The 12,741-nt window shown below is 41.4% G+C and carries 13 protein-coding genes, 1 tRNA gene and 3 pseudogenes; 14 read left to right on the top strand and 3 right to left on the bottom strand.

Features of this window, described 5'->3' with window-relative positions:
* Positions 1-488: 488 nt before the first annotated feature.
* From HHA42_RS12250 to HHA42_RS12185, 14 genes and pseudogenes are all read left to right on the top strand, one after another.
* Positions 489-953 (top strand): hypothetical protein, encoded by a 465-nt coding sequence (locus HHA42_RS12250; protein WP_168526674.1) that lies wholly within the window; start codon positions 489-491, stop codon positions 951-953.
* A 264-nt stretch (positions 954-1,217) separates the two neighbouring features.
* Positions 1,218-1,294 (top strand) — tRNA-Arg (locus HHA42_RS12245).
* 296 nt (positions 1,295-1,590) lie between these two features.
* Positions 1,591-2,265 carry a hypothetical protein gene (locus tag HHA42_RS12240; protein ID WP_168526672.1) on the top strand — a complete coding sequence of 225 codons (675 nt, stop codon included), beginning with the start codon at positions 1,591-1,593 and terminating at the stop codon, positions 2,263-2,265.
* A gap of 455 nt (positions 2,266-2,720) precedes the next feature.
* Positions 2,721-3,350, top strand: coding sequence for a putative metallopeptidase (locus HHA42_RS12235; RefSeq protein ID WP_168526670.1), 630 nt, complete (start codon positions 2,721-2,723; stop codon positions 3,348-3,350).
* A 48-nt stretch (positions 3,351-3,398) separates the two neighbouring features.
* Positions 3,399-3,868, top strand: a pseudogene (locus HHA42_RS12230) (DUF2280 domain-containing protein).
* A pseudogene (terL, locus tag HHA42_RS12225) lies at positions 3,858-5,264 on the top strand (phage terminase large subunit). Before HHA42_RS12230 ends, terL begins: the two co-directional pseudogenes overlap by 11 nt.
* Before the next feature lie 9 nt (positions 5,265-5,273).
* Positions 5,274-6,413: pseudogene (locus HHA42_RS12220) on the top strand (DUF935 family protein); the annotation flags it as partial.
* On the top strand, positions 6,349-7,140 hold the full coding sequence (locus tag HHA42_RS12215; protein ID WP_354667089.1) for a major capsid protein: 792 nt from the start codon (positions 6,349-6,351) through the stop codon (positions 7,138-7,140). The pseudogene HHA42_RS12220 and the gene HHA42_RS12215, both read left to right, overlap by 65 nt.
* A gap of 10 nt (positions 7,141-7,150) precedes the next feature.
* The gene (locus HHA42_RS12210; protein ID WP_004973660.1) at positions 7,151-7,330 is read left to right on the top strand and encodes a hypothetical protein; all 180 of its coding nucleotides are present in this window, start codon (positions 7,151-7,153) and stop codon (positions 7,328-7,330) included.
* A 5-nt stretch (positions 7,331-7,335) separates the two neighbouring features.
* Positions 7,336-7,779, top strand: coding sequence for a DUF1320 domain-containing protein (locus tag HHA42_RS12205; protein WP_168526668.1), 444 nt, complete (start codon positions 7,336-7,338; stop codon positions 7,777-7,779).
* Positions 7,780-7,786: 7 nt separating this feature from the next.
* Positions 7,787-8,284 (top strand): phage virion morphogenesis protein, encoded by a 498-nt coding sequence (locus tag HHA42_RS12200; RefSeq protein ID WP_168526666.1) that lies wholly within the window; start codon positions 7,787-7,789, stop codon positions 8,282-8,284.
* The gene (locus HHA42_RS12195) at positions 8,259-8,681 is read left to right on the top strand and encodes a hypothetical protein (protein ID WP_168526664.1); all 423 of its coding nucleotides are present in this window, start codon (positions 8,259-8,261) and stop codon (positions 8,679-8,681) included. Before HHA42_RS12200 ends, HHA42_RS12195 begins: the two co-directional genes overlap by 26 nt.
* Before the next feature lie 9 nt (positions 8,682-8,690).
* Positions 8,691-8,855 carry a hypothetical protein gene (locus HHA42_RS12190; protein WP_168526662.1) on the top strand — a complete coding sequence of 55 codons (165 nt, stop codon included), beginning with the start codon at positions 8,691-8,693 and terminating at the stop codon, positions 8,853-8,855.
* Entirely contained in the window at positions 8,855-9,616 is a 762-nt protein-coding gene (locus HHA42_RS12185) for a hypothetical protein (protein ID WP_252726327.1), read from the top strand. Before HHA42_RS12190 ends, HHA42_RS12185 begins: the two co-directional genes overlap by 1 nt.
* Before the next feature lie 161 nt (positions 9,617-9,777).
* On the opposite strand, the gene HHA42_RS12175 is transcribed toward HHA42_RS12185, so the two are convergent.
* The 3 genes from HHA42_RS12175 to umuD all read right to left on the bottom strand — a co-directional run bounded on the left by HHA42_RS12175 (position 9,778) and on the right by umuD (position 12,525).
* Positions 9,778-10,452, bottom strand: coding sequence for a hypothetical protein (locus HHA42_RS12175; protein WP_168526660.1), 675 nt, complete (start codon positions 10,450-10,452; stop codon positions 9,778-9,780).
* 139 nt (positions 10,453-10,591) lie between these two features.
* Positions 10,592-11,890, bottom strand: coding sequence for a Y-family DNA polymerase (locus HHA42_RS12170; protein ID WP_168526658.1), 1,299 nt, complete (start codon positions 11,888-11,890; stop codon positions 10,592-10,594).
* A 20-nt stretch (positions 11,891-11,910) separates the two neighbouring features.
* On the bottom strand, positions 11,911-12,525 hold the full coding sequence (gene umuD, locus HHA42_RS12165) for a translesion error-prone DNA polymerase V autoproteolytic subunit (protein ID WP_168526656.1): 615 nt from the start codon (positions 12,523-12,525) through the stop codon (positions 11,911-11,913).
* Between the last annotated feature and the right edge of the window lie 216 nt (positions 12,526-12,741).

The following is a 12,741-nucleotide window of genomic DNA, read 5'->3' as shown; positions in this document are numbered from 1 at the left end:
TTCATTGATGACTTTATTCTCGATAAAAATCATCTGCTACCACAGAGAATCTATAAATAATAGTGCGTAAGTCCTAATTATATCGCTGAAAAAGCCTTTACAGATAGGTTTGTGCAACAAAGCCGGTATTAATTGCCACCAGATGACGGTTGATAATTATCGAAAAACTTGGAAACCGTATGAAGCAATGATGGAAATCGCTATAGAATCAGCGATAGATGAGGCATCTAAGGCAATTGAAATGTATAAAAAAAATACTTACAAAGAATTGCGTACCTGAAGATTCCATTTAAACGGAATTTAAGCTATAGTTTTTATAAGATGGTCATATTATGGCTGTCTAGCTTAATAAGCGAAAGCAAATGACGATCAGGAAAGACTGATAATTACCGTAAAGGCTCACAGAAATGTGGGCTTTTTGCGTTTTATAAATATTTGATTTGGACTAATATAGTAAAAGATAGTTATCCGGTTTGCAGTGATTTCACATGAAAATAATATTTTTGTTACTGGCACTAGGGATTGGAAATAGTGTATTTGCAATTGAAAGTTATGATCAAATGTACCTAGATGCTGGGGCGGTGAATCAGAAATTTGATATAATTAATTACGATAAATATTTAAACGTAACCAGATTGATAAATAATGAATTTGCGAAAAGATTGCCAGCTCAGGTTGATAGTCAAACTACGTATACAATGTTCAAGCTATCGCAGAATGGACTGAGAGTTTCACTTGAGTTAGATGGAATTAACACGGTAGAGGAATTAGAAGAAAAATTGGACGAACGTTTATTTTTGCAAATGATCAAAAACAGAATGTGTGGAGAACCGCTGATATTTGAATCTAAATTTTTTACTAAAACAACTCAGGGAAATGTTGTTTATGAAATCAATAATCCAACAATGAAAAAATTAAAATCTTACAGTATTAACTTTAGAGATTGTCAATAAGTTAAAAGCTCGCCAAATGGCGGGATTTTTTAATGCCTGTAAAAAGCAACTTATTCCTGCTGGAGTGCTGACCAGTGGAACATGCCATCGAGTAAACTTCCCTTTGTGGGCTTGAGCTAGGGAGTAGCGCCCCGACCTAAAGAGGATTGAAAGCAAGTAAAGCAGACCGTGCATGTTAGGTGTGTGTGATTGTGAGTAGCGGTAGATCAGTTGCCGAGCTGGTTCTAAGGCAAGGGTGTGGCAGATCACCACATCCTTTTTTAAGCGCCATTAGCTCAACTGGAAAGAGCATGGGTTTTCTATACCAATGGTTGTAGGTTCGAATCCTGCATGGCGTGCCATATTCCGATGAACGGTATATATTTTGGTTAAATAGTGTCATACACTCTAGTTAGAACTTTCCTGTAGTTCATAGTTTTATCCCGCATTTCCCCAAATGCGGGTTTTTTTATGCATGGGGAAAAGCATGCTCCAGTTTTTGATGTGTTTGTTTGGATTCCATGGTGCGACTGAGATCGACTACACAATTGATGATGAAGAAATCAAAGTGTGTCGGGATTGTGGGGAAGAGATCTAGTGAATGCAATTAGTATAGATATGAAATATCATTGAATAATTATAATGGACAAATTGTTTTATGGATTCCACAAAAGTTTTTCAGCTCTCTACTCAAATGGTTGAAGAGCTTAAGAAGGAAATAATCAATAGTACAGTGATTGATGGTGGGTTGCGTTTAGAGCTAGTTGAACAATGTATTTATATTTCATTTGATCATGGTTTGGGCGTAACTGGTCTTTTGGCGATTGGCTTGCCTACACAAGCTATGGTGTTATTTAGAGCTCAATTTGAAGCAGTTGTAAGAGCATATTGGCTGCTGTTTATAGCTTCTAATCATCAAGTGTCAAAACTGAATTTCAGTTACACATTTGATGAACAGTTTACGAGTGATACCTGTCCAATGATAGGTGAAATGCTCGAAAAGCTAAGTAATGCTGATTTACCTGCAAAATCAGTAATTGATCATCTGTGTGATTTTAAAAAGTATCATCTAAAGCAGCTTAATTCGTTAGTACATACAGGAAAACAGTCTTTTACACGTGATGTTATGGGTTATGACCCTAGTATGATTCTAAATCTAATGCGCCAATCAAATAATTTAGTTACTGTTGCCGCTCAAATTATGCTTAAACATACAATTCCAGATAAACAAAAGTTTATTCATTATTTGATCGAAAAATATAGACCGTGTTTCTATTTAGATGAGGATGTGGATCCTTCCATGAAGGCAAGGGTTGAAGGCTATTTTAAGTAAAATTTTACAAAACTTATAGGATGTCCTGTTGTACATATTAAACCCTCGCCACTTCGGTGGCATTTTTGCCGAACGTATTACGGCACATAAGACCCCTCACATTCTAGATGTTGAGGGGTTTTTCTTTTCTTATTGGTGGTGGGCATGGGTTATATCGTAATAGGTGTGGTGTCGTTCTTATTTGGATACGGGTTGTGCTTTAAGTGGTTTAAAAAAGACATTGTTGAAGGTAAGCCAATCGCGTTTAACGAAGGCATATACGTAGCATCTAAAAAAGAAGTTTGAATCATGACAGACAAAGTACAGGTGAAAAAAGACTTAGAATTTTGCAGTGCTGAACTGTCTAAGTATCAGAATCTAAGTAGATCAGGATTGACGCGGGCAGAGATGCTAGCGATAGACGGCATCATGCGCCGATTGAAAGAGCGAATTAGAAACTTACGGAATGTATTGCTGTGAAACGACCGATGCCGCCTCAAAACCTGCTTGATCTTGATCCTGAAGACCCAGTGGGGTTTGAGGCAGCACCTGAATTAAAAGAATGGATTTTAAAAACATTCATAGATGAAGGTGGTGAGCTACACAATCCTGATCACATGCATATATCGCCGTGGGATGATGATTTATTCATGGTGCTATGGGCATCAAGTGGGTTTAAAAAGTCTGAAAAAATTGTTTTGGGTCAGACTGAAAAGTTTGCACCGATGGCGGGCGGCTGGCGGAAGATGCGTCAAGAAAAACAGATGATTGACTGGTTTGGTTGTGTACCGAATTTCATCATCACGATTGATGCATGGTTTGCACACAATGCCAGTGATACTGATTTTTGCGCATTGATCGAACATGAGCTGTATCACGTTGGTGCTAAAAAAGATGAAGATGGTAATTACCAAATCAGCCCGTCTACAGGTGAGTATAAATATTATTTGCGACCGCATGATGTAGAAGAATTTCACGGTGTCGTTCAGCGTTACGGTGCATCACCAGACGTTCAAAAAATGGTGGAGCTTGCAAATGATGGTCCAACAATCGGCAAAGCAAAAATTGCTCATGCATGTGGTACGTGTTTATTGAAGTTGGCTTAAATTTTTTTTTGCCTGCTTTGTTGTACGTAGTTGTACAAAGGGGAGCTTATGGCAGCATTAAAAGAGCCTGCAAAAAAATATTTATAGTTCAAGCTCTTGCATGCCGTGATACCCCTCAAGAGGTGGTTGATCTCGTCAAACAAGAGTATGGGATTCAAATTTCACGAAGCCAATGCCAGGCTTACGATCCAACAAAATATTCAGGCAGAAATCTAAGTAAAAAATTTGTCGATTTATTCAATAAGACACGCGCCGATTTTGATGCTGGCTTAATTGATATCCCGATTGCAAACAAGCATTACCGCTTAAAGCAGTATCAGAAGCAATTAGAGCGCAATGTAAAGAACACAGTGATGTCACTCAAGATTCTTGAGCAGGCGGCAAAAGACTGCGGTGGGCAGTTTACAAATAAACAGGAAATCACAGGCGCAGGTGGTGGACCAATAGAAACCATCAACCAGAACGTATCAACTGAAAGCTACCTAAAAGCTAGGGAGCGGGTCTTAGATGAATACTGATCCAGCGCGTGAACTTGCAATTCAGATTGAAGCTCAAGAGGATTTGTATTTTTTCTCACGCTATATGTTCAAAGAGCGTAGAAAGTACAAGTGGCTGCATAACTGGCACCACCGTGTAATCTGTGATGCTTTGATGAAGGTGTATCGCGGGGAGACCAAGCGCCTAATTATCAATATTCCACCACGGTATTCTAAAACTGAATTGGCTGTGATTAATTTCATGGCATGGTGCTTTGGTAAGTCACCTGATAGCGAGTTTATTCATATCAGTTACTCTGCAACCCTGGCAGCAAACAACGCATTTCAGACACGTAACTTGGTGTAAGAAGAAGCATACAAGCGTGTATTCCCTGATTTTGAACTGCGGGATGACAGCAAGGCAAAGGATGATTGGCGTACCGCAAAGGGCGGAGTCTGCTACTCGCAAGGTACTGGCGGTACCATTACAGGTTTTGGTGCTGGCAAATTCCGAGATTCATTTGGCGGTGCAATCATTATTGATGACCCGCATAAAGCCAGTGAAGCCCGTTCCGATACAATCCGAAAGGGCGTTATTGAATGGTTCCAAAACACGCTTGAATCTCGTACTAACTCACCAGATACGCCAATCATTGTCATCATGCAGCGTTTGCATGAGGAAGATTTGGCGGGATGGTTGCTAGATGGTGGAAATGGTGAGGAATGGGAGCATTTATGTCTTTCAGCCATTCAACCTGATGGTTCAGCGTTATGGCCAGCGAAACACACCATTGAAACGCTAGAGAGAATGGAGCTTGCTGCGCCGTATGTATTTGCGGGGCAATATCGTCAAATGCCATCACCACCTGCAGGTGGTTTTTTTAAGCCTGACAATATTGAAATTGTGGACGCATTACCTGCAGATCTGACCCACCATGTACGTGCATGGGATTTGGCATCTACTGAAAATGAGGGTGACTACACTGCTGGCGTACGTGAAGCCAAAGGCAAAGATGGTTATACCTATATTGTGGATGTGCAACGTGCACAGCTAGGCCCTGACGGTGTTGAAAAGCGTATTACGCAAACTGCTGAGCTTGATGGCAAGTCTGTAGCGATCCGACTACCACAAGACCCAGGTCAGGCGGGTAAAGCTCAAGCGAAGAACTTTATTACCAAACTATCCGGTTTTAATGTCAAAGCCGAAACGGTTTCAGGTGACAAGATCACACGCGCTCAGCCATTTGCGGCTCAGGTGAACGTAGGAAATGTAAAAATGCTTCGTGGTGACTGGAACAAGGCATTCATTAGGGAATTACGCAACTTTCCGAATGGTAAACATGATGATCAGGTGGATGCTGGTAGCGATGCCTTTAACGAGCTAAATGAAGCTAGAACTCCAAAAAAACCTGCAGGGGCAGGATCTCGAACTTATTAAGGTGCTTACATGGCAAAGTCTAAAGAGGGCAAAGCGTCAAAAAAGGCTTTGTCTTATGGGAACTTATACACTCAAGAAGCAGTCACACAGTTTTTATCTAATTTTGGCAAGCAGCCCGATATAGACGAGGTGCTGCGTAAAGCGGGTATTGCACGGCATAAATTGCGCGTTTTACTTGATGATGACGAGATTGCACAGGCCGTTGAAACCCGGGTTGATGCTTTACTGGCTACGCCGTTACGAATTGAGCCAAGCGATACAGCAGAGGCAGAAAACTTAAATGCTATTTTAAAGGAATGGTTTTTTGAGATTGCTACTGGTGCCATGAGTGGCTTGTTGTTTGGTTATTCAGTTCAAGAAGCAGTTTATGAGCTAAAACCTGAAGGTTATATTGGGCTGCAATGGATTGGCGAAAAGCCGATGGAATGGTTTGAACCAAAAAATGACGGACGCTTGATCTATCGACCAGATGGCACAGGCGTGGAAAGTGAAGTCGATCAGGTATTTAAGTTTTTCTTAACTCGACGCAAAGCTACATACCAACAGCCATACGGTAAAGCATTGTTGGCCACACTGTATTGGCTGTTTTTCTTTAAGCAAAATGGCTTTAAGTTTTGGGCGAAATTCTTAGAGCGTTTTGGCACACCAATTTTACTTGGTAAATGCAAAGACACTGAAACCGAGGATATGAGTCGTGCATTGCTTAATGCTCATGCTCAAAGTGTGTTGGCAATTGATGCTGAGGATGATGTTCAGATTCTCTCAACATCGGGTACCAGTGGGACAGCAGGTGCAGCATTTGAATCATTTAACAATCAATTGATTCGGCAGATTCAAAAGGTTGTATTAGGGCAGACGCTCACCAGTGGTACCGATGGTGTGGGCAGTCGAGCATTAGGCCAAGTGCATGATAATGTCCGAATGGATAAGCTAAAGTCCGATATTCGTTTGGTCACACCAACATTGCAGGCTGTGGTGGATGCTTTATGTGCCTTGAATGGGTGGGGTGAATATAAGGTGATGCTTGGTGAAAAACCTAAGCCACTGAATAAAGATCAAGCCGAGCGTGATGGCCACTTGAAAAATGCGGGTGCCAATTTCTCAAACGCCTATTTCATCCGTGAATATGGGTTGCAAGATGGTGATCTGTGGTAACAATCAGTTAAGTACATCAGAGCAATACATGATTGCTCAAATTGAAACCATGAAGCGCAACCATGACTCGATTGATAATCGTAAAATCTTAATGGCTGCTGAATTGGTGACAACTGGTCGAATTGTGCTTGAGTCGGATGACTACACCAAAAATGTGGTGTCTTTTGGGCGTGAAGCTTCGCTTGCATTTACTCCAACAATCGCATGGGATCAAGCAGGTGCTACGCCTGTTGAAGACATTGAAACCATGGCACAACGCATGTTGGATGAAAATGGTGGTGATGCAACCATGATTCTTACGACTGGCAAAGTATGGTCAGCGCTGGAAAAGAATGCGGCATTTAAAGCTAAGTTTGTTGAGCCGTATGCAGGTATTAGCGTTCCTTATCGCCCTGGTCTAAACGCCTCACGTTCTGCGAAGTTCAAAGGCTACTTGGGTGATATTGAAATTTGGACGTATGACGCAACGTACCGCCACAAAGGGCAGGTGAAACGCTTCATTCCAGTGGATTACTTTGCACTTATTTCTGACACCAATGGTTATGTGACGCAATGTAAGATCGAAAACATCCATGCAAATGGCTTGGCTTTAGAATACTTTGATCGCCAATGGTACGAAGAAGATCCAAGCGGCATTTTACTCATGACTGAATCGGCTCCATTGGTCGTACCATCAAATAAAAATGGTATTTGTGGTGGTACTGGCTTCATCACGATTTAAGGAGTGACGCATGGCTAAATACATTGCAACGCAGTCCGTAGGGCAGTACCTACCAGGACAAACTGTCGAGGGTCTTAGTGCAGAACGTGCTAAGGCCCTTTTAGTTATGGGTGCGATTAAAGAAGTGGAAGCCGATCAAGAGGAAACTCAAGAAAAGCCTGCACGTCGTACCCGCTCAACCGCTGAGTAAGTCTTATGTATGCAACTGAAGCAAGTTTGGTTGCACGATTTGGTCAAGAAATCCAAGAACTGAAACTGATGCATGCAAATACATCAACTGCGGTTCAGGATGCCATTCAGGATGCAACGGAAGAAATTAACGGCTATATCGGTGGTCGTTATGCTTTGCCGTTGCCAAATGTGCCAAGTAATTTAGAGCGCATGGCGTGTGATATTGCACGTTATCGCCTCTACTTTCAGCAACCAACGGATGAAGTGCGACAGCGTTATGAAGATGCTGTTTCATTTTTAAAGTTGGTAGCGAATAACAAAGCGCATTTGCAAATTCAGGATGCTGCAACCAACCAAATCGTGGAAGACCAACCAAAGAACAAGCTATCTACCATGCCGATCGGTACCAGCTACACAGGTGGGGTATTTGGTGATTCCACTTTAGACCTGATGCCAAGCATCAAGTGAGGTGTGCATGGCTTTTGCGATAACAATCAAGGCAGACAGTTCACCCATTGAAACGATCTTTGCACGTTTAAACCAGTTCAACGCTAACAAATCAAAGCTATTTGATGAGATCGGTGCAGGGCTTGTTTTTAGTGTTCAGGATCGTTTTTTTACTGGGCGTGATGTAGACGGTAATCCGTGGAAAATGTCATGGCGTGCAATACAGCAAGGCGGTCAAACGCTGCGTGATACAGGGCGCTTGATGAACTCCTACACACATAATGTTTTGTCTAATGGTGTGGAAGTTGGTACCAATGTTGAGTATGCGCTGTATCTTCACTATGGGGCGACAATCCTTCCGAAAAACGGTCAGTACATTACGTTTGCAGTCGCTGGTCAATATCGCAAGGTAAAGCAATCCGTTTTGCCACCACGGACTCAGCTTGGCATAAATGCAGATGACGAGGAAATGGTTTTGGACATCGTAGGGGATTTTATTAATGACTACATTCTTCGCGGTGCGTGATGAAATCGCTGAAAAACTGAAAGAGATTGAAGATTTTCAGAAAATTTACACGCCTCTTAACTCGGTAAACGTGACAGAAATGTCGCAGGTTACACCATCTGCCCATGTGAACTTTGTGCGTATCGACCTGAACGACTCCAAAGGCAACAGCAAGTTGAATCAGATCGGTCAGCAATGGTCGGTTACGGTTGCATGTCGCAATGCTCAATCACAGTTAAATGATGGTCGTGCTGTAGCGGATGAGGCAGGCGAATTGACTGAAAAAGTCATCCAGCTTTTGGCTGGATGGAAGCCTGCTGCTTCACGTATTCCGTTACGGTTTATATCGGTGCGAGATGGTTATAGCTCAAGCTTTGCGTACATCACCATTATCTTTGAATCGGAAAAGTTTATTTAGGAGCCTTTCATGGCGAAACAATACAAAGCCTTAAAGCCTGTAGGTCGCTTTCAGGTTGGCGAGTTGGTTGGTGGTCTGAATGAAGATCAGATCAAAAAACTAGTTGCTGATGGTGTCATTCAAGAGGTGAAAACCGCAGCAGTAACAAAGAAAATTACAGGAGATGCTAAATAATGAGCACTCAATATATTTCGCTACAAGGTGAATTTTACTTATCTAAAATCACTAATGGTGTGGCAGGCGCAATGCGTCATCTGGGCAACGTACCAGAGTTTGAATTAGAAATCAGTGCTGAAGTGCTAGAGCATGTTGAATCGATGACAGGCAAGCGTACAACTGACTTCACCATGGTTCAAACTACCGCGGTAAATTTCTCTGGTCAGCTTGAAAAAGTGGATAAAGAAAACCTGAAATACATTGTTTCAGGTGAAACCACCGAAGTGACCACTGAAACCATTACTGATGCAGATATTGGTACCGTGGTGGCAGGTCAGGAAATTAAGCTTAATGGTTATAACTTGTCTACCGTGTCATTCAAGGATTCAACTGAAGGCACAGCAAAAACACTGACCAGTGAGCAGTACACGGTTGATGCTAAGTTTGGTACGGTTGTTTTCCATGATGTGAATGAATTAACGATGCCGATTTTGGCTACATACACCACTGGTGCTGTAACGCATACCACTTTGGCATCTGACTTTGAGACAGAATACGAGCTGTTTTTCAAAGGCATTAATACGGCTACTAATGAACACATAGCGGTTCGTTTGTGGCGTACCAAAAAGTCACCTGAAACTACATTCCCATTGATTCATGAAGAATTAGGGCAATACTCAATTTCAGGTCAGGCATTATCAGATGTCACAAAAAGCCGAGCGCCTCAGATTTTATACATCCTTAAAAACTTGGCCCACATACGGCAAAGGCTGGACTAATCGTGTTGCGGATAATCTAAAATATGCAGCTCAAGATAATTAGTTTATTGCTGTGCATCCCGCTATCAGGTTGCACAGCTCATTCAATAAGCACAAAAGTTCACATTGCTGTATGCGTGCAGTGTGTGAATTGAAAGCACTCAAGTGTGGGCTTTGAAATATTAACGTCTCGCTAATGTTGAATAGTATTTAGATAAATAATCAGGCATATTTAATAAGATTTCTTTATATAACTCTATTAACTCACCTGATTCTATTTTGCTTTTTACCTTTGGGTATGAATCAATATATCCGAGAACTGGATTAGGCTCAGCAAATACACTATGAAGCTCACCTAATATGCCTTGACTTGTATTTAGTCTGTGTAAGTGCTCCTTTTCATGGGTGGTGTCAGCTTTAAAATTGAACTCATAAGCCTTTATTAAACCTGCCAAATCATCAATATCATCTAAGATGTTATTCACTAATTTTTGATATTGAAGGGCAAACTCATCACCATTATTTAAGCCAGTATAAAAAGGTTTTTTAGTGCGCATAAATAAACTAAAAGCATCTATGTTTCTCTTCATGCGTCTAGTTAGGGTGATGATCTCTTTTTGCTCTGATGCTATTTTTGAAACAAAATGCGGCTCTTTCCAATCGGTATACAAATACGCTGCAATGACTGCTGCTGCTAAAGTGGATACTGCGCCAAAATAACTTCCAATTGTGTTAAGCGCATCCTTCATACCATTCGGACTCGAAAATACAAATATTGCAAAGGTCGCCATTAAAAATACAAATGCTACCGATAGGCTTACAACAAGGCTGAAAGCAATTGGCTTAAATCTATTCAACTACCCACTCCACTCAAATCCACATACCCACTCGTACACTCATGTTAATAGTCAAAACAACTACGCCGCATGGTCTAGTCCGAGAATTTTATAAGGCGCAAACCCTACGCAACCCGGGTTGTTCTGGCTTGCTGTTTTTTCATTTAGTTATCTCAAGCATTTCGCCCCACTTAAATGGGTTTCTGCTCAGTTTATCACGACTCATTGACCAATTGCGGTCTGGTAAGAAGCAGCTGCCCGCAGCAATCTTTTTCTTGCCAAACTTTATCTGAACACTTTCCAGCGCCTGCATTAAACTTTCCTTTTTTTGAATCGCCTCCATATCTGTGAGCAGGTCATAAATATGTGATGACTTCGGCTCAAGGCACGTCAAAACAACTCCACATTTCTTAAATTTCATATCCTTTCTATATAGCATGTTTAGCATCCGCACAGCTCTATCAACAAGATCAAGCACGCAGTCAGTGGGCTGTGAAAATGTTGAGGTATGCGCGTTGCTGTAGAATGGCACATTTGTATCAAAGGGATTTGTTTGTACAAAAGCTGTGATGCATCCACACAACAGATTTTCTTTTCTTAAGCGTGAACATGCATCCTGGGCATACATCGAAATTGCTTCTCTCAAGTCATTTATGTCTGTGACTTTTGTGCCGAATGAGCGGCTGGCCACGATCTGTTTCTTACTCGGTGGGGTATGCTCAATTTCAATGCATGATATGCCTTGCAGCTCTGCCACTGTTCTAGCCATAACAATTGAAAATAATTTTTTAATATTGCGCGGGTCAGTGCACGCAAGGTCATACACTGTATTGATACTCATATCATTCAGTCTTTTCGCATGCTTGCGTCCGACACCCCACACCTCACCCACGTCAATTTCACTGAAAAATTGCTCTTTGTTGATTGGATCCATGCTGTATAAGTTGCACACACCATTAAACTGAGCATTCTTTTTAGCAATGTGGTTTGCAATCTTGGCCTCGGTTTTAGTTCTACCGATGCCAACACAAACAGGTAAGCCCAACCATTTCAAAATACGTGTTCGCATTTGCTGTGCGTAGTCAGTCAGATCAAACTTATTCGTGTATGCAGTCAATTCAAGAAAGCTTTCATCTATAGAATATATTTCTTGTTCACCAGGTCCCACAAATTCAGACAGTATCGAATGAAAGCGACGGGACATTTCAGCATATAAAGCATAGTTGCTAGACAATACTTGGACATTATTGTGGTGAATAATGTCTTTGATCTGAAATACAGGCACACCCATTTTGATGCCTAAGTCTTTGGCTTCTTGGCTACGAGCGACCGCACAACCATCATTGTTTGATAGAACAATAACAGGCTGATTGTTTAATGATGGATCGAATACACGCTCACAGCTGACGTAACAGTTATTCACGTCAATGAGCGCAAATACACGATTTGCGTTTTTCATGATTTATTCTTCTTATTGTTTTAGACAGACAGGTTTTTTAAGTTCCAAGTCACAACAGCGACAACTTCAAACGTTTGCCCATCTTTCAGGTAAATACTGTCATAGTCATGGCTTTCTGCCTTGAGCCATGCCTCAGGCAAAGTGGCAGGGTCGTAGTCTTCACCAAAATGCTCAATCAACTCAGCTTTTGACATCTGGGCGGTAATCATCAAGCGCTTAATGGTCAGGTCTTTTTGGTCGATTAATGCAACCACAATGCTACGGTGTTTGGCTTCTTTACTACGGTCAACAATGACTACATCGCCATATTCAAGCCCAGCATTGACCATTGATGTCGTGCGTATCGTATTTAAAAACGTAGCATTGGCATTTGAAATAAGGTGCTCGTTTAGGTCGATGCTTTTATCAATGTAGTCTTGGACAGGGGACGGGAAACCTGCAGGAATGGATTCAGATGCAATGGGAATGCTTACGTATGTACGTGGTGACACTTGCGTAAAACCATGACGATCAAGCAGCGTGATTTGTTCAAGAATTGCATTGATTGTAGGGCTAGGCTTACCCTCAGGACCCATAATTTGTTGAAGTGATGACCAAGCGTCATCCGAGAAATAAATCGGCAGTTTTTTTGACATTATGTGCTCCTACGCTACATGGCGTGTTTGAAGTTTGCGCATATAGAATAGCTATAAATAGATCAGGCTTTCAAGTAGTGTTTGTCTGAATTATTTTGAACAAACGAAAGTTAGGTGATAAATTATTGAAAGCAATAATATAGGACTTACGCACTATTATTTATAGATTCTCTGTGGTAGCAGATGATTTTTATCGAGAATAAAGTCATCAATGAA

It is taken from the genome of Acinetobacter sp. A3 (assembly GCF_012371415.1).
Lineage (GTDB): Bacteria > Pseudomonadota > Gammaproteobacteria > Pseudomonadales > Moraxellaceae > Acinetobacter.
The sequence above is the reverse complement of the archived record's forward strand: the minus strand, read 5'-3'. Positions and strand labels throughout refer to the sequence as shown.

Coding starts and splice junctions, on each gene's coding strand:
- HHA42_RS12200 (WP_168526666.1), top strand. CDS start 7,787: ATGGCTTTTGCGATAACAATCAAGGCAGACAGTTCACCCATTGAAACG.
- HHA42_RS12190 (WP_168526662.1), top strand. CDS start 8,691: ATGGCGAAACAATACAAAGCCTTAAAGCCTGTAGGTCGCTTTCAGGTT.
- HHA42_RS12205 (WP_168526668.1), top strand. CDS start 7,336: ATGTATGCAACTGAAGCAAGTTTGGTTGCACGATTTGGTCAAGAAATC.
- HHA42_RS12240 (WP_168526672.1), top strand. CDS start 1,591: ATGGATTCCACAAAAGTTTTTCAGCTCTCTACTCAAATGGTTGAAGAG.
- HHA42_RS12170 (WP_168526658.1), bottom strand. CDS start 11,890: ATGAAAAACGCAAATCGTGTATTTGCGCTCATTGACGTGAATAACTGT.
- umuD (WP_168526656.1), bottom strand. CDS start 12,525: ATGTCAAAAAAACTGCCGATTTATTTCTCGGATGACGCTTGGTCATCA.
- HHA42_RS12195 (WP_168526664.1), top strand. CDS start 8,259: ATGACTACATTCTTCGCGGTGCGTGATGAAATCGCTGAAAAACTGAAA.
- HHA42_RS12215 (WP_354667089.1), top strand. CDS start 6,349: ATGCGGGTGCCAATTTCTCAAACGCCTATTTCATCCGTGAATATGGGT.
- HHA42_RS12185 (WP_252726327.1), top strand. CDS start 8,855: ATGAGCACTCAATATATTTCGCTACAAGGTGAATTTTACTTATCTAAA.
- HHA42_RS12250 (WP_168526674.1), top strand. CDS start 489: ATGAAAATAATATTTTTGTTACTGGCACTAGGGATTGGAAATAGTGTA.
- HHA42_RS12210 (WP_004973660.1), top strand. CDS start 7,151: ATGGCTAAATACATTGCAACGCAGTCCGTAGGGCAGTACCTACCAGGA.